General features: G+C 38.3%; 22 protein-coding genes. 19 read left to right on the forward strand and 3 right to left on the reverse strand.

Annotation, left to right across the window (positions count from 1 at the left end; genetic code table 11):
* Window positions 1-45 precede the first annotated feature (45 nt).
* Both C8K15_RS17040 and C8K15_RS17045 read left to right on the forward strand, forming a co-directional pair.
* Window positions 46-1,233 (forward strand): acetyl-CoA C-acetyltransferase, encoded by a 1,188-nt coding sequence (locus C8K15_RS17040; RefSeq protein ID WP_108587604.1) that lies wholly within the window; start codon window positions 46-48, stop codon window positions 1,231-1,233.
* A 17-nt stretch (window positions 1,234-1,250) separates the two neighbouring features.
* Window positions 1,251-1,505: a YqkE family protein gene (locus C8K15_RS17045; protein WP_108587605.1), complete on the forward strand. Its 255-nt coding sequence runs from the start codon at window positions 1,251-1,253 to the stop codon at window positions 1,503-1,505.
* Between the two features lie 210 nt (window positions 1,506-1,715).
* Here the strand turns inward: C8K15_RS17045 and C8K15_RS17050 are convergent, their stop codons facing one another.
* Window positions 1,716-2,618: an aldo/keto reductase gene (locus tag C8K15_RS17050; protein ID WP_108587607.1), complete on the reverse strand. Its 903-nt coding sequence runs from the start codon at window positions 2,616-2,618 to the stop codon at window positions 1,716-1,718.
* A 70-nt stretch (window positions 2,619-2,688) separates the two neighbouring features.
* On the opposite strand from C8K15_RS17050, the gene C8K15_RS17055 reads away from it, so the two are divergent.
* The 6 genes from C8K15_RS17055 (at window position 2,689) to C8K15_RS17080 (ending at window position 7,969) form a co-directional block, all read left to right on the forward strand.
* Complete coding sequence (locus C8K15_RS17055; protein ID WP_108587609.1) at window positions 2,689-3,237, forward strand: NUDIX hydrolase; 549 nt, start codon at window positions 2,689-2,691, stop codon at window positions 3,235-3,237.
* Window positions 3,238-3,288: 51 nt separating this feature from the next.
* Window positions 3,289-3,807 carry a hypothetical protein gene (locus C8K15_RS17060; protein WP_233260547.1) on the forward strand — a complete coding sequence of 173 codons (519 nt, stop codon included), beginning with the start codon at window positions 3,289-3,291 and terminating at the stop codon, window positions 3,805-3,807.
* A gap of 100 nt (window positions 3,808-3,907) precedes the next feature.
* Window positions 3,908-4,372 carry a ferric iron uptake transcriptional regulator gene (gene fur / locus C8K15_RS17065; protein WP_108587612.1) on the forward strand — a complete coding sequence of 155 codons (465 nt, stop codon included), beginning with the start codon at window positions 3,908-3,910 and terminating at the stop codon, window positions 4,370-4,372.
* Between the two features lie 103 nt (window positions 4,373-4,475).
* On the forward strand, window positions 4,476-5,378 hold the full coding sequence (gene xerD / locus C8K15_RS17070; RefSeq protein WP_108587614.1) for a site-specific tyrosine recombinase XerD: 903 nt from the start codon (window positions 4,476-4,478) through the stop codon (window positions 5,376-5,378).
* Between the two features lie 84 nt (window positions 5,379-5,462).
* Entirely contained in the window at window positions 5,463-6,647 is a 1,185-nt protein-coding gene (gene deoB, locus C8K15_RS17075) for a phosphopentomutase (RefSeq protein ID WP_108587616.1), read from the forward strand.
* A gap of 17 nt (window positions 6,648-6,664) precedes the next feature.
* Entirely contained in the window at window positions 6,665-7,969 is a 1,305-nt protein-coding gene (locus tag C8K15_RS17080; protein WP_108587618.1) for a pyrimidine-nucleoside phosphorylase, read from the forward strand.
* Window positions 7,970-8,153: 184 nt separating this feature from the next.
* On the opposite strand, the gene C8K15_RS20425 is transcribed toward C8K15_RS17080, so the two are convergent.
* Window positions 8,154-8,351, reverse strand: coding sequence for a hypothetical protein (locus C8K15_RS20425; protein ID WP_158268346.1), 198 nt, complete (start codon window positions 8,349-8,351; stop codon window positions 8,154-8,156).
* Between the two features lie 860 nt (window positions 8,352-9,211).
* On the opposite strand from C8K15_RS20425, the gene C8K15_RS17090 reads away from it, so the two are divergent.
* The 6 genes from C8K15_RS17090 (at window position 9,212) to C8K15_RS17115 (ending at window position 14,188) form a co-directional block, all read left to right on the forward strand.
* Window positions 9,212-9,568 (forward strand): STAS domain-containing protein, encoded by a 357-nt coding sequence (locus tag C8K15_RS17090; protein ID WP_108587622.1) that lies wholly within the window; start codon window positions 9,212-9,214, stop codon window positions 9,566-9,568.
* Window positions 9,558-10,010, forward strand: coding sequence for an anti-sigma F factor (spoIIAB, locus tag C8K15_RS17095; RefSeq protein WP_108587624.1), 453 nt, complete (start codon window positions 9,558-9,560; stop codon window positions 10,008-10,010). The genes C8K15_RS17090 and spoIIAB overlap by 11 nt, the downstream gene beginning before the upstream one ends.
* Window positions 10,007-10,789, forward strand: coding sequence for a SigF/SigG family RNA polymerase sporulation sigma factor (locus C8K15_RS17100; protein ID WP_108587626.1), 783 nt, complete (start codon window positions 10,007-10,009; stop codon window positions 10,787-10,789). The genes spoIIAB and C8K15_RS17100 overlap by 4 nt, the downstream gene beginning before the upstream one ends.
* Window positions 10,786-12,240, forward strand: a complete 1,455-nt coding sequence (locus C8K15_RS17105) for a spore germination protein (protein WP_108587628.1) — start codon at window positions 10,786-10,788, stop codon at window positions 12,238-12,240. Before C8K15_RS17100 ends, C8K15_RS17105 begins: the two co-directional genes overlap by 4 nt.
* Before the next feature lie 70 nt (window positions 12,241-12,310).
* Window positions 12,311-13,636 (forward strand): diaminopimelate decarboxylase, encoded by a 1,326-nt coding sequence (gene lysA / locus C8K15_RS17110; RefSeq protein WP_108587629.1) that lies wholly within the window; start codon window positions 12,311-12,313, stop codon window positions 13,634-13,636.
* 186 nt (window positions 13,637-13,822) lie between these two features.
* Complete coding sequence (locus tag C8K15_RS17115; protein WP_108587630.1) at window positions 13,823-14,188, forward strand: GNAT family N-acetyltransferase; 366 nt, start codon at window positions 13,823-13,825, stop codon at window positions 14,186-14,188.
* Here the strand turns inward: C8K15_RS17115 and C8K15_RS17120 are convergent.
* Window positions 14,185-14,646 (reverse strand): DUF309 domain-containing protein, encoded by a 462-nt coding sequence (locus C8K15_RS17120; RefSeq protein WP_233260546.1) that lies wholly within the window; start codon window positions 14,644-14,646, stop codon window positions 14,185-14,187. The genes C8K15_RS17115 and C8K15_RS17120 overlap by 4 nt on opposite strands.
* A 92-nt stretch (window positions 14,647-14,738) precedes the next feature.
* Here C8K15_RS17120 and C8K15_RS17125 point away from each other — a divergent pair, with 92 nt between their 5' ends.
* The 5 genes from C8K15_RS17125 to resA all read left to right on the forward strand — a co-directional run bounded on the left by C8K15_RS17125 (window position 14,739) and on the right by resA (window position 18,774).
* Complete coding sequence (locus C8K15_RS17125; RefSeq protein ID WP_108587634.1) at window positions 14,739-15,518, forward strand: segregation/condensation protein A; 780 nt, start codon at window positions 14,739-14,741, stop codon at window positions 15,516-15,518.
* Window positions 15,511-16,086: an SMC-Scp complex subunit ScpB gene (gene scpB / locus C8K15_RS17130; RefSeq protein WP_146173672.1), complete on the forward strand. Its 576-nt coding sequence runs from the start codon at window positions 15,511-15,513 to the stop codon at window positions 16,084-16,086. Before C8K15_RS17125 ends, scpB begins: the two co-directional genes overlap by 8 nt.
* Before the next feature lie 20 nt (window positions 16,087-16,106).
* Window positions 16,107-17,096, forward strand: a complete 990-nt coding sequence (locus C8K15_RS17135) for a D-alanyl-D-alanine carboxypeptidase family protein (protein WP_108587637.1) — start codon at window positions 16,107-16,109, stop codon at window positions 17,094-17,096.
* Window positions 17,097-17,193: 97 nt separating this feature from the next.
* On the forward strand, window positions 17,194-17,928 hold the full coding sequence (locus C8K15_RS17140; protein WP_108587638.1) for a pseudouridine synthase: 735 nt from the start codon (window positions 17,194-17,196) through the stop codon (window positions 17,926-17,928).
* Window positions 17,929-18,237: 309 nt separating this feature from the next.
* Window positions 18,238-18,774 carry a thiol-disulfide oxidoreductase ResA gene (resA, locus tag C8K15_RS17145; RefSeq protein ID WP_108587640.1) on the forward strand — a complete coding sequence of 179 codons (537 nt, stop codon included), beginning with the start codon at window positions 18,238-18,240 and terminating at the stop codon, window positions 18,772-18,774.
* Window positions 18,775-18,779: the final 5 nt, after the last annotated feature.

Genomic DNA, 18,779 nt, shown 5'->3' on the forward strand with positions numbered 1-18,779 from the left:
GGGTGCTAGCAAATATATTTTCATATCGGACTAGGGGGAGTTACATTGTCAACAAGAGAAGTAGTTGTCGTGAGTGCTGTTCGTACAGCAATAGGTTCATTTCAAGGGTCATTAAAAGACGTACCTGCGACTAAGTTAGGTGCGCTTGTCATAAAAGAAGCATTAATAAAAGCAGGTCTTGAACCAAATCAAATAAGCGAAGTAATTATGGGGAATGTTTTACAAGCAGGACTGGGTCAAAATCCTGCACGTCAAGCATCGATTTTTGCTGGTCTTCCTGAAACGATTCCTTCGATGACAATTAACAAAGTGTGTGGATCTGGATTGAAAGCGGTTCATTTAGCTACACAAGCTATCCTTGCTGGAGATGCTGACATTGTTGTAGCAGGTGGATTTGAAAATATGAGTCAAGCACCTTATTTATTAAAGAATGCACGTGAAGGATACCGCATGGGCGATCAAAAAGTAGTGGATAGTATGGTTTCTGACGGTTTATGGTGCGCATTTAATGATTATCATATGGGGCAAACGGCAGAAAATTTATGTGATCGTTACGAAATTTCTCGTGAGCAACAAGATGAATTCTCTGCTCGTTCTCAAGAACGCGCAGTTCAAGCAATCGATGCAGGTAAATTTAAAGAGGAAATTGTTGCTGTTGAAATTCCACAGCGAAAAGGGGATCCGATTATTTTTGATACAGACGAATACCCAAAACGTGGAACAACAGCTGAGAAATTAGGTAAGTTACGTCCAGCTTTCAAAAAAGAAGGTAGCGTAACAGCAGGAAATGCCTCAGGTATAAACGACGGTGCAGCAGCTGTTATTGTCATGTCGAGAGAAAAAGCGGACGAATTAGGCTTAACTCCACTTGCAACGATTGTCGCAAATGCATCAGCAGGCGTTGATCCATCAGTGATGGGGATTGGTCCTGTGCAAGCTGTTAAAAATGTTTTTGCAAAATCAGGCCTTTCAATGGAAGACATCGATTTAGTAGAAGCAAATGAAGCTTTTGCAGCTCAATCGATTGCTGTTGACCGTGAACTTGCTTTCAATCATGAAAAACTAAATGTAAACGGTGGAGCTATTGCATTAGGTCATCCAATAGGAGCTAGCGGTGCGCGTATTTTCGTATCGCTTCTACATGAAATGGCCAAGCAAGATGCAAAAACAGGTTTAGCAACATTATGTATTGGTGGCGGACAAGGTGTCGCTACAATCGTTAAAAGAGCATAGGTAGAAGGTGAATAGAGATGGCAAAAAAGAAACAACTCGCTCGTAAACAACCTGAGCGCCAAGAAAGAGAGCAAGGGAACACGTTAGCTGACCAACTTCAAAATGATGTAGTAGAAAAATTAAAATTAGCAAAAAGACAGTTACAAGATGTTGAGCGTCATCAAGAAGAAGAACGTCAAGCACAAGCTGAATTCGACAGAAAACAAAAAGAAAAGAATAAATCATTTGCCGAATTGCTAGATGAGTATGACATGAAGGGCAATAAGTATTAAACGAAAAAGCGTCAAAGAGTATAAAACCCCTTTGACGCTTTTGTGTGCAAAAAAATTGAAGATATGAAAGCAGAATGAGACCGACTAGATGACGATTGTCGCAACTTTTCGCTACATCGTCGCAACGTTGAATGTGATTGGCGCAATGTTTGGATTTAATGTCGCAACTAACCAAGTACCTCCTAATTCTCAATCATGAGAAATCGTCACTTATATACGATGTCCTGTGTATTGGTCTTTTCTAAGTAAATCCTTTACTTGTTCTATACTTTCAGTAGAAACAGATTGATGGTATGCATTCATGGTACTTTTGATTTGATCTTGTGAACTAGCACCGGCTAATATAGCTGACACCTGTTTATGTTGTAAAACAAATGCTAGAGCCATACTAGTCAAATCTTCTACGTTTTGATCGAGTTTTGATACAGTATTGATTAACTCTTCTTTACTATAGTCTCCGTATCCCTTAGATTGTTCCAAACGTTTCATTGCTTCAGCGGTAAGCAAACCCTTAGCAAGTGAACCACGCGTTACCACTGAAGCTTCATTGCCCTCAATAAGATCGAACCACTCTTCTGGTCTACGGTCTAACATACTATATTGCATCATGACTGAGCATGCTTCGCTCGTTGATAAGAAACGATCAATTACATTAGGACGAATAGAGGAAATTCCATAAGACCGAATTAGACCTTCTTTTTTTAACGATTCAAAAGCATCGACTGCTTCTTCCAAATCATCTTCCATTGTTCCTCCATGTAATTGGTACAAATCGAGATAATCAGTTTGTAGTCGGACTAAACTTTCTTTTACTTGGGTTGTAATATAAGTTCTCGATGAATCCCAAACCCACCCGGAGCCATCCTCGTTCCACTTATTTCCTACCTTGGTGGCAAGGAAGATATCTTGTCGTTTGTCTTTTAAGGCATGACCGACAACTACTTCATTTGCACCCTTATCATATAAATCTGCTGTATCAAAATAGCTAATTCCAAGGTCGATAGCAGTATCAATAATTTTTTTAGCTTCTTGCTTATTTGTGGGAAGAGACATACATCCTAGCCCGATTTCTGAAACAAATAGCCCGCTTTGTCCTAGTTCGCGTTTTTTCATCTGTCAGCCTCCTCATTTCATTCATGGTACAATTGTGGGTGAAAATAAACAAATGGAAAGGGTGGTATACATGAAAAAATACGAAGAAAAATCTATTGCTTCTACACCTATTTATGAAGGGAAAGTCATTTCCCTTAGAGTAGATGAGGTGACGTTACCGAACGGTAAAACATCGAAAAGAGAATTAATCAAACATCCTGGAGCAGTGGCAATAATACCAATTACTGCAGAAGGAAAAATCGTCTTTGTTGAACAATACCGAAAAGCACTTGAACGCTCCCTTATCGAAACTCCAGCTGGCAAATTAGAGCCTGGTGAAGAACCAGCTACTACAGCAAGAAGAGAACTGGAAGAAGAAACCGGCTACTCTTGTGAAAAATTAACCTATATACAATCATTTGCGACTTCACCGGGATTTGCAGATGAAATCATTCATATCTATGTGGCAGAAGACCTTTCTAAAATTGAAAATCCAGCAGCACTTGATGAAGATGAATTTGTTGAAATTATTGAAGCAACCGTTGAAGAAGCTGAAGAAATGATGAAGAACGGACAAATTTTTGATGCAAAAACAGCTTATAGTGTTTTATGGGCAAAAGAATATTTACTAAAAAGATGAATGGATGATACTGGGACACGCATAAGTTAATCTATGAAAGGTAGGTGGCGAATGTTGACTCGGTCATTCCCATTATTATTTTTACTAGGTTTGCTTGTTATAGGATACTCAGGTGGATTGTGGTTGTATTCGAAAATGCCTTATGATCAAGTTGAAAAAGTCATCAAATGGCTCGACCCCAGGCTATTAAACGACTCTGTTCCCAGTGGATTTGATTCCATTCTCCCTCAACTCGTTACTATATTGCTTTTTCTCTTGTTTGCGACACATCTTATCCTGAAATATATGATTCTATTAATCGGGACAATGAGAGCTGTCTTTTGGGGAATATCTTCTGGCTATTTAATTGCACAGGACACGGAATTTTGGGCTTATGCTCTTTGGTGGTTCCCATTCCAATTATTTTATTGCTCTTTACTATTACTAATTGGATTTTTGCTCGTCCCACCACCATCCTCTCAGCATCTTGTTAAAAACCGCAGTTTTAAAGGAATAGGTTTGCTTAGCCTTGTCTATATTGTATTAACTGGGCTTGAATTATTTGTCCTCCCATACATTCATGGTTTATAATTGATTTCTAGATTATAATAATTATTAAGTGGTGAATTTCTCTATCTTGTAAAGAGAAAGTCCCTTTTGGTATAATGAAAGAAGTTTGGGGGGGCGTCACATGGAGAGCCGTATTGACCGGATAAAAAAGCAGCTTCATGGTGCGAGTTATAAACTGACGCCACAACGTGAAGCGACAGTTAGAGTGCTGCTTGAAAACGAAGAAGATCATCTAAGTGCAGAAGATGTGTACCTTCTTGTTAAAAATAAAGCACCTGATATTGGACTTGCAACAGTATATCGAACACTTGAACTGCTTACAGAACTAAAAGTCGTTGATAAAATTAACTTTGGAGACGGTGTTTCACGTTACGATTTGCGTCAAGAAGGAGCAGCACACTTCCATCACCATCTCGTATGTATTGAATGTGGAGCCGTGGATGAAATCCAAGAAGACTTGCTTGAGGATGTAGAAACAATAGTTGAAAAAAGGTGGAATTTTCAAATCAAAGACCACCGCTTAACATTTCATGGAATCTGTTGGCGCTGCCATGATAAACATGACGAAAATGAATCGTCTGATTGAACATAGACAACCAACAAAAGGATAGCAGATTGCTATCCTTTTTTTAATTGCATTTAACAGTATAAGTATATACAACAACTTTTTTTCTAAGGAGGGTTTTCATATGAAAGAAATGCAAGACGCCGTAGCAGATTATCTCCATTTCCTAAGAGTTGAGCGACAATTATCCTCGAACACGCTGACTTCGTATGAAAGAGATCTTCAAGTGTACATAAAGGATTTATCAAAAGTTCAACAAATAACTACATTGAATGAGGTTGAACGAATTCATATTCTTTCTCATTTACAATTGTTGAAAACTAAAGGGAATTCGTCACGATCGTTAGCGCGACATATTTCTTCAATTCGCTCATTCCATCAATTTCTTTTACGCGAGAGAGTGTCCAATACTGATCCAACTGTCCATTTAGAAATGCCGCAAATGGATCGAACCCTTCCGAAAATATTATCGATTGAAGAAGTTGAGGAACTGATAACCTCACCCAATATAGCAAAACCTCAAGGACTAAGAGACCGTGCATTGTTAGAAATACTTTACGCAACAGGTATGAGAATTAGTGAATGTATTTCATTGAACATGGATGATTTAAATTTAACAATGGGATTTGTAAGATGTTTCGGTAAAGGTGGAAAAGAAAGAATCATTCCATTAGGATCGACAGCTTTGGCTGCTTGCACCGAATATTTAAAAGAAGGGCGTCCAAAATTGATTAAGCCGACCCATAGAACTGATGTTATTTTTGTTAATCAACGAGGAAAAGGTTTAACAAGACAAGGTGTTTGGAAACTAATGAAAGAACATGCAAAGAAAGCGGGAATTCAAAATGAAATAACGCCTCATACATTGCGACATTCATTTGCCACCCACTTAATAGAAAATGGGGCGGATTTGCGAGCTGTACAAGAAATGCTTGGGCATGCAGATATTTCTACAACCCAAATTTATACGCATGTCAGTAAAACACGATTAAAAGATGTGTATAAACAATTTCATCCACGCGCATAAGTTTTTATATACATGTCAGATGTCTGACGTGTAATTTCACCAAACATTTGATAAGATACAGGTAGAAGTTGAAGGAGGATATGTATGTCAAACAAATCATTTAAACGTATTCACTTAGTCGTGATGGATTCAGTAGGAATTGGCGAAGCTTCAGATGCCAAAGCTTTCGGAGACGAAGGTTCTGATACATTAGGTCATATTGCAGAAAAAATGAATGGTCTTAACATGCCAAACCTTGAGAAAATGGGACTTTCAAATATTCGCAAGTTCCAAGGCATACAACCTGTAGAAGCACCTTCATCCTATTTTGGGAAAATGCAAGAAGCATCTGTAGGTAAAGATACAATGACTGGTCACTGGGAAATTATGGGTCTGAATATTACTCAGCCATTTAAAGTGTATCCAAATGGATTCCCGGATGAATTAATTAATACGCTAGAAGAAAAAACTGGACGTAAAGTAATTGGCAATAAACCAGCAAGTGGTACAGAAATTTTAGATGAGTTAGGTCAAGAGCATATGGAAACGGGAGCAATCATCGTTTATACATCTGCGGACCCTGTCCTGCAAATTGCTGCTCACGAAGAAATTATCCCATTAGAAGAATTATATAAAATCTGTGAAATTGCACGTGAATTGACATTAGATCCAGAATTTTTAGTAGGACGTGTAATTGCCCGTCCATTTAAAGGTCAACCTGGAGCCTTCAAACGCACAACAAATCGTCATGACTATGCGTTAAAACCTTTTGAACGTACTGTGATGAACGAATTAAAAGACGCCAATTATGGTGTTATTGCAATCGGCAAAATCTCAGATATCTTTAACAATGAAGGAGTAACTGAATCTTTACGTACAGTAGACAATATGGACGGTATGGATAAGTTATCACAAGTTGTTACGAAAGATTTCCAAGGAATTAGCTTCTTAAATCTTGTGGATTTTGACGCATTATTCGGTCATCGACGTGATCCAATTGGATACGGCAATGCTCTAGAGGCATTTGATGCTCGTTTACCTGAAGTTTTAAATGCATTAACCAATGAAGATTTATTAATCATTACAGCTGATCACGGAAATGATCCAACTTTCCCAGGGTCAGATCATACGCGTGAATATGTACCATTATTAGTTTATTCGCCTCGTTTTGCAGAAGGTAAAGAGCTTCCACTAGGTGAAACATTTGCTGATATAGGGGCAACAATTGCAGAAAACTTTAATGTGTCAATGCCGAAATTTGGACGTAGTTTTCTTTCTCATTTAAATTAAAGGATAGGTGAACATTCATGAGAATGGTCGATTTAATAGAAAAAAAGCGTGATGGAGAAGAACTAACATCGGAAGAAATCAATTTCTTCATCGAACAATACACAAACGGAAATATTCCTGATTATCAAGTAAGTGCTTTATTAATGGCTATCTATTTCCAAGACATGACAGACCGTGAACGTGCTGATTTAACGTTAGCAATGGTTGAATCAGGCGATCAGATTGATTTATCCGGTATCGAAGGAATCAAGGTAGATAAACATTCAACTGGTGGTGTTGGCGATACAACAACACTTGTTCTTGGACCTTTAGTTGCAGCTTGCGGCGTTCCTGTTGCGAAAATGAGTGGACGCGGTCTAGGACATACTGGTGGTACAATTGATAAATTAGAAGCAATCGAAGGTTTCCACGTGGAATTAACGACTGAACAATTCACAAAACAAGTAAATGAATTAAAGTTAGCGGTAATTGGTCAAAGTGGAAATTTAACGCCTGCTGATAAAAAACTTTATGCACTTCGTGATGTTACGGGAACGGTCAATAGCATTCCGTTAATCGCAAGTTCAATTATGAGTAAAAAAATCGCTGCAGGTGCAGATGCCATTGTATTAGATGTAAAAACGGGCGAAGGCGCATTCATGAAAACAGTTGAAGACGCACGTTCACTTGCGCGAGCAATGGTTCAAATCGGCAACAACGTAGGACGCCAAACAATGGCTATTATTTCTGATATGAGCCAACCTTTAGGGTTTGCGATTGGAAACTCGTTAGAAGTCAAAGAAGCGATTGATACACTTCGTGGTAAAGGTCCAGCTGACTTAACAGAGCTTTGTTTAGTTTTAGGAAGCCAAATGGTCGTTGTTGGCGGTAAAGCGAAGGATCTAGATGAAGCTCGTGCAATGCTTCTTAAAGTAATTGAAGATGGTTCGGCGATTGAAATTTTAAAAGGTTTCATTGAAGGCCAAGGTGGAAATCCAGCAATTGTAGATTCACCGGAATTATTACCACAAGCTAAATTCACGTTTGAAGTTCCAGCTAAAGAAAGTGGATATGTATCGTTCATTGAAGCTGATGAAGTAGGTACTGCTGCGATGTTGTTAGGTGCAGGCCGTGCAACAAAAGAATCGGAAATTGATTTAGCAGTCGGAATTGTCCTCCATAAAAAAGTGGGCGACGCAGTTAAAGATGGAGAGTCACTTGCAACAATCCATGCAAATACTGAGAATGTTGATAACGTATTAGCCATTCTTTACAAATATATTGAATTCTCTAAAGAACCAACTAAAGCACCAAATTTAATCGAAGAAATCATTACTGAATAAATTAAACAATCGAAGCGGTCTCTCCGGAGATCGCTTTTTTTGTGCGAAGAATTCAAGCTTTGCCATGCAACTTAGCGGTATGGCTCCTATATAAGGTTTTTTTAATGGTTTTGTTTTCGCTGCGCTATTGTTTGAACCTAAAGTGTTACTTCCGACACTCAGGCTTCCGGTGAGCTTTGGAAAGCTACCAGGCTGCACCTTTGCCTAATGAATAAGTAAGAGGGTGATGTGACTTTGTCACATCCCCCTTACTACTACAGGTAATCCTGCGGCTTGGATGCTTTCGTCGCTCCCCTACAACCTTTGGGCAAGGTGCTATATGATTTTGGTTTACTAGAGAATCGTCACTATCTTCAATGAACCCAGTCGCCGCAGATGCCATTTCGGCGACTGGCTTTCATTCACTAGCCCACGAGAGTGGATAGTGTAGATGAGAGCATTGTGTTTTCTTCTAAAGTGAGCGCAAACTCAAATCTTGAAAATAAAAGATGCAGAAAGAGGTAGAAATATCATCTTCGGCCGAATATCTACTTAAAAAGAGCATCAAGTCTTTAGTAAACCAAACGATTAAATTTGTGGACGTCTAGGTTGTAAGGGAGCGGAGGATGCACACCCGCCGCAAGATGATCTAGAGAAAGAGGGGGCGAAGTGACACAGTCACAAGCCCCACTCTTTGTTCTCTAAACCAAGGTGCAGCTGGTAGAGCGTCCCGAAGCGACCTGGAAACCTATCCGCACGAGAGAATAACACCAGGTTTTGTTCAACTTGATTTCTAATTCATCCGAAGAGGTCTGAAAACTTCTTTGCATCAGAGTGGAATCTTTTAATACTGGTTTATATTTCTTTAAAGAGCGGTCGGAAATAATAAAGTATGAAGGAAGAGACCGAAATTTCATCTTCCGGCGAAAATCTCTTTACAGTTAGCATCGAGTCTTTAGTAAACCAAACAATCATAACTGTGTGCATCCAGGTTGAAAGCGATCTGAAACCCTTTGCATCAATAAATCAGGGACTAAAGGCAGGAAGTCACAAAATAGTGAAGGGAAGTGTATAGCACAATCTCCTGAAAAAAAGTAAAACCTTTTTATATTTAATGTTTAAAGAGATGAAAGATTTTCCATACTACTAATGAATAGAATGATGCGTATTATGTCGATAAATAAGATGTTTACCCTTTATTTGTCAACGACAAGGAATAATGCTAACTCGCCTCGAATAGTCACGGAAAGGAGGAGTTACTTTATGAAGCATCAACTACTATTTGTCGAAGACGGTATAGCAATTATTCGTTTAAAAGGCGAACTTGACCACCATGCAACACAACTAATCCGTGACGAAATTTCAGAATCTCTATACAGAGGAACTCTTCGGGCCATCATTTGGAACTTAAAAGACTTACAGTTTATGGACAGTGCAGGTATTGGACTTATCCTAGGAAGAATGAGAGATTTTGTTCCTACAAATGGCCAAACAGTCATTTTACATCCTTCTGAAACGATGAAAAAAATATTCCAATATTCAGGACTAGGTTCATATGTATGGCCAACAACAGAAGAAGAAACAATCGCAGAGTTAGGGGGTATTTTAAATGGACAATGAAATGACGCTATCGTTTATTGCCATAAGTGAAAATGAAGGCTTAGCACGTATGGTGATGACGAGTTTTATTGCATCTCTTGACCCAACCATTGATGAGTTAGCAGAATTCAAAACAATCGTTTCTGAAGCAGTGACGAATGCCATCATTCATGGTTATGAAGAGGATGGCGAAGGTATTATTACGATTCGAGCAAAGCGGAATGGACAATCGATAACGATGACCATTACCGATGAAGGAAGAGGCATACCAAACGTTGAACAAGCGATGGAACCTCTTTATACGTCAAAACCAGAAAGAGAACGTTCTGGAATGGGCTTTACCATCATGGAAAGTTTTTCAGATCATTTATCGGTATGGTCAGAGCCTCAGAAAGGAACTGCGATTACCTTTACGAAAGAGTTTTTACCCATTCAATCCAACTTCGTTCTAGGTGAACGATGACGACGCCTATTGGACAACAGCCCGTGTTGTTGACACAAGAAAAAATGCGCGAACTAATCTTTTTGTCTCAAGAAGGAGACAAAATAGCCCGACAAACGATGGTGGAAGGGAACACGCGTTTAGTCTGGTCGATTGTTCAACGATTCGCTTCGCGGGGAGCGGATTTAGAAGACTTATTTCAAATCGGTTGTATCGGATTAATGAAATCTGTAGACAAATTTGATTTGTCTTATGAAGTAAAGTTCTCAACTTATGCAGTACCTATGATTATCGGAGAAATTCAACGGTTCTTGAGAGACGATGGAATGGTAAAAGTGAGTCGCTCAATTAGAGAGTTAAGTTTCAAAATTCGTCATGCCACCGATGAATTTATCCGCGTTCATGAACGACAACCATCGTTAACGGATCTCGCAAAGACGTTAGATGTCACAATGGACGAGCTTGTATTAGCATCTGATGCCTTACGAGATCCAGCTTCACTCCATGAGCAACTCTTTGAGAGCGAAGGGGATGCATTGACATTAATGGATCAGCTGCGAGACGAGCGATCTGAGAGGTCATTTGACCACATTCCACTACGTGACATATTATCAAAACTTGGAAAAAGAGAACAAACGATTATTTATCTACGCTATTACCTAGATTGTACGCAAAGTGATATAGCGGAAAGACTGGGCATTTCTCAAGTACAAGTATCAAGATTAGAGAAAAAAATACTGAAGCAACTGAAAAGTTGGATGTTGCCTAAGCAAGCAACATTAAAGGATGGATCGCAATAAATAAGTCACTTTTCACCAATATACTAGATGCTGAATCCTTTGTTTATTCGAAATTTGGAAAAGGAGAAAGTTTTGATGTAGGCGTCAAGAACGCACATATCTGGTCGATTCCAACTTTATTTGTCTATATGAACGGCTTGATTGATTCTACAACACTTACTCAAATCTTAACTTTAACTCAAAGCACGCAATCCAATATGAAACGGAAAAACGAGATTGATGAAATTGAAGCAATGAATAGTTATTTTCCCTATCACTCGGTTACCGTTTTTGATTCAAAAGATGCCTGGCTGTCTGCAATTTTAAGCGGTCAGCTAGGCATTGTTACTAATGGTGGATTTGTTTTCACCATTGATGTACGGTCCTATCCAGGTAGACAACCCGAAGAGCCTGACAATGAAAAGGTAATTCGTGGATCTCGTGATGGATTTACTGAAAATATCCTTCAAAACACAGCATTAGTTCGCAGAAGAATACGCGATGTTTCACTTCGCTTTGAATTAACTCAACTGTCAACACGTGGAAAAACAGATACGGTCGTCGCTTATATCAAAGGACTGGCGAATGAAGAACATATCGAATATATTCGCGAACGAATGAAAAAAATCCATCATGATGGATTAACGATGACTGATAAGTCGCTTGAAGAGTGGTTATTCAAACAAAATTTCCATCCGGTTCCGTTTGTACGTTATACCGAACGAGCAGATACATGTGCAGCTCATTTGTTAGAAGGACACATTGCTATTATAGTGGATACATCTCCTTCCGTTATCTTAATTCCAACAACAATCTTTCATCATTTACAACACGCCGAAGAATATCGTCAAGCACCACTGATTGGAACGTTGGTTCGTTTTATGCGTTTTTCTGGATTTCTCTTAAGTTTAATACTCTTGCCTTTTTGGTATTTACTTGTCAAAGAAACAGGACATACACCGCAGTTTATGTCCTATATAGGTCCAAAAGAAATGGGGAATGTTCCGCTTTTCGCTCAAATCATGATTGCTGATTTAGGTCTTGAATTCTTGAGGCTTGCTGCCATTCATACCCCCACACCTCTTTCTACTGCTATGGGACTCGTCGCAGCAATTGTTATTGGTCAAATTGCAATTGATGTTGGTTTGTGGATACCAGAAGTCGTGTTGTATACAGCTGTTTCTGCGATTTTCACATTCGCCTTGCCTTCTTATGAATTAAGTGTTGCGGCTAAAATTTTCCGTAATATGCTTTTGGTTGCCACCTTGTCTTTTGGGAGCAATGGATTTTTCATCGGATTGTTACTGACATTTATGTACCTTGTGTCAATCAAGCCTATGGGCGTGCCATATTTATGGCCACTTGTACCGTTTTTCCCAAAAGCATTGGCTCGAATACTTATCCGCTTTCCATCGTCTAATGGAGCAGTTAGACCGTTCATTGTTAATTCACCTCAACGTAACCGTTCGTAATCCTTCCATTGCATCGTAGTCTTTTCCTATGGTAAAGTTCATATATTGAAAACCACTAGGAGAGATGACGATGCATTTATATGGAACACAATCTATTGACGAAGATGGTCAATTAACGATTGGTGGAACGTCTGCAATGACTTTAGCCAAAACCTATGGGACGCCTTTATTTGTCTACGATACTGCTCTAATAAAAGAGCGTGCACAAGCTTTCATACAAACATTTGAACGTGCAGGTGTGAAAGCTCAAGTAGCGTATGCAAGTAAAGCTTTCTCAAGTATTGCTATGTATCAACTTGCTGCAAAAGAAGGTTTATCTTTAGATGTCGTGTCTGGAGGAGAATTACATACAGCTATCCGAGCAGGTTTTCCTGTTGAACGCATTCACTTTCATGGCAACAATAAAAGTGATGATGAATTAATATTCGCACTAGATTCAGGGATTGGTTGTATTGTTGTCGATAATTTTTACGAAATTGAACAATTAAAAAGATTGACAAAGTATAAAAAAATGAATATTAATATATTATTACGTGTTACTCCTGGAATTGAAGCTCATACGCATGATTATATTACGACAGGACAAGCCGATTCTAAATTTGGCTTTGACTTAAATAATGGTCAAGCGGATCAAGCGTTCCAATTAGTAAAAGATGACTCCTTTATTCATTTGTTAGGAATGCATTGTCATATCGGTTCGCAAATATTTGATACCGTAGCTTTTTCATTAGCAGCCAAAAAATTAATTGCTAAAATGATAGCTTGGAAAACACAGTTCGACTTTATTTGCCCCGTGTTAAATTTAGGCGGTGGTTTTGGTATTCGCTACACTGAAGAAGACAAACCTCTTGATCCGGCAGTCTATGTAGAAGATATGATGAAGTCGATTCAATCTGAAATTGGTCAACTCGATTATCCAATGCCTGAAATTTGGATTGAACCAGGACGTTCTCTAGTAGGGGATGCGGGGACAACCTTGTATACAATTGGTTCTCAAAAAGAAGTTCCAGGTGTTCGTAATTATTTAGCTGTTGATGGCGGTATGTCGGATAATATCCGTCCAGCCTTATATCAAGCAAGATATGATGCCGCAGTCGCTAACAAAATGACATCCCACTCCAGTACTTCATATACGGTAGCAGGGAAATGTTGTGAATCAGGTGATAAATTGATTGAAAACATTTTTCTACCGGAAGTTGAAGCGGGGGATACGTTAGCCGTATTTTGTACAGGGGCATATGGATATTCGATGGCGAGTAATTATAATCGACTTCCAAGACCTGCTGTTGTATTCGCTGAAGATGGAAACCATCGTATCATTATCAAACGAGAAACTTATGAAGATTTGGTTCGATTAGACTGTTCTCTAGAAGAAGAGTTAGGTGAAAATAATTGAAGAGAGCCAACGGTAAGCTATTTATATTCATACTAGTAATGGGTGTTTTCTGGGGATTCTTATATTGGAAATTTTTCGCGCCAAACCTATGAGATGTTAAAATATGGGTTTTTAGTTGAAGTTTTTTAACATATGAGGTAGGATAGTCATTGGTGCTGAAGCGGAAACAAAAATGAGGGATTTATTATGTTAGTTCGATTTAAAAAAAATTGTGAGAAAATAGCGATGGGATTACTGTCGTTTATGCCACAAGAAAAAAACTTAAAAAAATTACAAGAAACGATTCAAACCTATGAAAACAATCCTAACTGGCATTTGTTTATGTGGAAAAAAGATGAGGATTTCGTTGGTTTAATTGGTATCGAAACTTCAGATGACGTGTGTTTGGTTCAACATATTTCCGTTACTCCCTCTTATAGAGGTGAAGGTATTGGAAAAGAAATGGTCTCTAAAGTACAACAATTTCTTCCGTGTGCCGAAATCTATGCAGCAGAATCAACAAAACCATTTATAGATAAGTGCTTAACAGAGAAAGAAGGAACAGACGCTTAATGTCTGTTCCTTCTTTTTTCTTCACGTGCTTTAAGTATTTCTGAGCGATCTCGAAGCATATGCTTGTGTATAAGATGATCTCCTGTTAGAGGTATTATTGGTGGTTGTGTGTCGATGGCATCCTTTAGATCTTGAGAAACAATCTGAATTTGAAACGGTTCAAATGATTTTTTTTGATGAACGCATTCAAGAGCATGTTGAATATTTTTCACTACATGGTGAATGTGAATTCCTTCAAAAAAAGCACTTTCTTCATTCACTTGAATCCTGTCGATTGATTTAGAAAGAGATCTTTCGGCACCGCTGAGATTGTCTCTCCGCCAGTGATACATTCCAGTTGCAAGCAATATCAATGCAGTAAGTGGATGTGTTTTATCTTTCGGTGCAATTTCTTTCCAATATTCTTCTAACACTTCATGACATTCAAAATAATCTTCGTGCTCATTAAAATATGTCACAAACTGTGTGAAAAGTGGGTGAAACAACGGATGCATTCTTCTCTCACTTCCTCTATACTAAAATTTGAATCTATTTGATCGGGTGATCTAACATGTCTTATGAAGTAAAATTGGACGCTTTTGAAGGTCCTCTCGATTTATTATTACACTTAATTCATCGTTTGGAAATTGATATATATGATATTCCGATGGCTGACTTGACCTTACAGTACATGGAACATATTCGTGCAATGCAAGTTCTAGAGCTAAATGAAGCAAGTGAATATTTAGTAATGGCAGCATCCTTACTTGCTATTAAAAGTAAAATGCTTCTCCCTATTCACGAAGGCGAGTTTGATGAAGACGATTTGTCAGTTGATATGAATGACCCTCGTGACGAATTAGTCAATCGACTTATTGAGTATCGAAAGTTTAAAGAAGCGGCTGAAGTGTTACAACAACTTGAGGAACAACGTGCACAAGTATTCACAAGGGCGCCAAGCGATTTAACAGACTATCAAACAACTAAACAGCTGTCGGCATTTGATGAACAATTAAATGTCTATGATATGTTAGGTGCATTTCAAAAAATGATGCGAAGAAAACAACTAAAAGCCCCGTTAGCCACTAGAATTGCTCGGCAAGAACTATCTGTAAAAGACCAAATGAAAAGTGTCTATCATACTCTTAAATCAAGAGGGGGTAGTTGTTCATTTTCCGAGCTGTTTCCTTCAGAAGATAAACCAACTTTAGTTGTTACTTTCCTATCTTTACTTGAGCTAATGAAAAGACAAATGGTATTTGTCGAACAACAACATAATTTTGATGATTTAACAGTCAAACTATTAAATGGTCGATGGGAGGAAGAGTTATTTGAGCCTATTGATGAGTAAAATCGAAAGTTTACTCTTTGTCACAGGTGACGAAGGGCTATCAAGTAAACAAATTGAGAGTTTAACAGATGCTTCGGCTAGTGAAGTGAAAGAGGCATTATTGAGTCTTCAAGCAGATTATATAAAATCTAAGATTCGCGGTATTGAATTAAAAGAACTAGCTGGTACATATCAACTAATTTCAAAAAAGAAAAATGCAAGTACAATTCAACGCTTAGTTGAGAACCCCACAAACCAACCACTTTCTCAAGCATCTTTAGAAGTATTGGCGATTGTTGCATATAAACAACCGATTACACGAATCGAAGTTGAAGAGATTCGTGGGGTGAAAAGTGAGAGACCTTTACATACGTTAGGTTTGAAGGGCTTAATTCAAGAAGTGGGTCGTGCGGAAGGAACTGGTCGTGCTATTCTTTATGGCACTACGAAAGAGTTTTTGAATGTTTTTGGTCTGAATGATACCAAGGAATTGCCTTCTTTACCGGAAGTACAAGACTCTGAAGAAGAAGAGCAAACTGATTTATTTATGACGAAGTTTCAAGAAGCCTTTGGAGAACAAAAAGAATAACATACGAAAGGTGCTAGTGCTTGAGAAAAAAAATCGCGTTACTGTTGGTATTGCTTTTAGTAGGTATGATTTACCCTCATTTAACACAAGCCCAAGGATCCTCTTATGCGGTTATTGATGCAAAGACAGGGCGTTTATTGGAGGGAAGTGGAGAACATATTCAATTACCGATAGCAAGTCTTACAAAAATGTGGACTGCAGTTGTCGTGGCACAAGAAGTGGATTTAAAAGAACATGCCAAAATCACACCAAATGCTTCAACCCAAGAAGGATCATCCATTTACTTGAAAAATGGAGAAGATATACAAGTAGACGTTCTTTTATATGGCTTAATGCTGAGATCGGGTAATGATGCAGCAGTCGCTCTTGCGGAGCATGCTGGTGGATCTGTTGAAGGTTTTGTGAAATTGATGAATGAGAAAGCAAAACTAATGGGATTAAACGATACCAGTTTTCAAAATCCATCCGGGCTACACCATGAAGAACATCTTTCCACAGCCTATGACACAGCGCTTATGTTAAAAATTGCGATGGATATCAAGGAGTTAAAACCGATTCTAACCGCTTCCCATTACAAAGGAAACGGCAAGTCTTGGGAAAATAAACACAAGCTCGTGCGCTCTGAAACTAAAGCAATTGCAGGTAAAACAGGATTCACAAAAGCTGCTGGAAGAACACTAGCTACCTATTTCAAAGACGGTGAAAAAGAAGTCATTGTGGTCACATTAAATCAATCAAACGATTGGCAGATGCATCAGCAACTTGCGCAGAATGTCTTTACGCAATATGATAGAGTTCAAGTCATTGAAAAAGGTTTGTATGACCTACCAGGTGGTTTGGTTATTAAAACCGAAAAGCCTGTATATGTCTTAATAAATAAAAAAGATCAAGTTTCTCATCTTCTGATTTTAAACCGAAAAAAATCATTACAAAAAGTTGCGAGATGGGAAGTACAAATAAACGGTAAAACTATACTTTCACAAAAAGTACATATTGAGCGGAGTGAATGATGAAGACTGCTTATTAAATAAGCGGTCTTCTTTTGTTTTGAGCGAAAGTGTGACATAATTTTCAACAGAGTATAGGACTAAACGAAGAGGTGAAAGTATGGAAAGATTACAAAAAATGTTAGCACATGCTGGGGTGGCATCACGAAGAAAATCCGAGCAGCTAATTTTAGAAGGAAAAGTAAAAGTAAATGGAAAAGTAGTAACAGAACTTGGTACGAAAGTGTCGTCAACTGATACAGTTGAAGTTGACGGTGTGAAACTTGAAAAAGAACAAAAAGTTTATCATTTGTTATATAAACCAAGAGGTGTTATTTCAGCTGTTACAGATGATAAAGGTCGCGAAACAGTTGCTGATTTATTTCCTCACATACAAGAACGATTATTTCCAGTTGGACGTTTAGATTATGACACATCTGGTCTTTTAATCATGACCAATGATGGAGATTTATCATATACATTAACTCATCCTAAATTCAAGATTGATAAGACTTATGTGGCACGCGTAAAAGGTATCCCGGGTAAAGAACAACTTCGTATACTTGAGCGTGGTGTGGATTTAGAAGATGGCAAAACAGCTCCTGCTCGAGTGAAATTATTATCTGCAGATGCAAAACAAGGCAAAGCAATTATTGAAATCACGATTCATGAAGGTAAAAACCGTCAAGTTCGACGCATGTTTGATGCGATTGGTTTCCCAGTTCAAAAGTTGAAACGTGAACGCTTTGCATTCTTAACACTTAACGGATTAAACGCTGGTGATTCTCGTGAATTAAGCTCCCATGAAGTGAAATTATTGCGTGTAATGGCTGAAACAGGAAAAATCGGTTCATAATTAATATATACCTGTTCAAATAGGAAAATAAATAGAGCCTTTTAATGGCTACAGTCTTAAGCAGTAGTTCGTTTCCTTATAAACTTTGAGGAACGGAGAAACAAGCCACACGAAGGGGTATACAGCCGGGAATTCACCATATCCAGTGGCTGAGGCTGTATAACCCGCATAGTGTTGGCTTTTGCTGTTTAGTAGATTATTTATCCACCTTATCCAAACGTTCACAAACCCTTCAAAAGTGCGGACTTACCAACCACTTTTCTTTGTTATAATAAAAAAGGATTATTTCGTCATTTAGGAGGTCGGAAAATGGCTCAGACGAAACAAAAAAGATTTATTTTGAGAACTATTATTTTATCTGTTCTTGTATTTGCAATTGTCTACACCATATACAACAATGCCACCAAAGAAAAAGTAGAAGTACTCGGCATTGGTGATGAGGCACCTGATTTCACATTGGTTGATTTAAATGGAGAAGAGCATCGCTTGTCAGATTATAAAGGACAAGGTGTCTTTTTGAATTTCTGGGGAACATGGTGTAAACCATGTGCTAAAGAAATGCCTGCTATGGATCGCCAATATGAAACGTTTAAAGAACAAGGCGTTCAAATTTTGGCTGTCAATATTGCACAGTCTGATTTCGAAGTACAACAATTTGCGAGTCAGTATGGATTAGATTTCCCAATTGTCATTGATAAAACGAAAAGTGTAATGGAAGCCTACAACATTGACCCGCTTCCAACAACATTGTTAATCAATCCTGAAGGTAAAATCGAGCAAATTGTACGCGGAGAAATGACAGAACAGGACATTGCTGGTTTTATGGAGCAAATACGTCCTGAATAAGGAGT

The organism is Paenisporosarcina sp. OV554, from assembly GCF_003058165.1.
In the GTDB taxonomy this organism is placed as follows: Bacteria; Bacillota; Bacilli; order Bacillales_A; family Planococcaceae; genus Paenisporosarcina.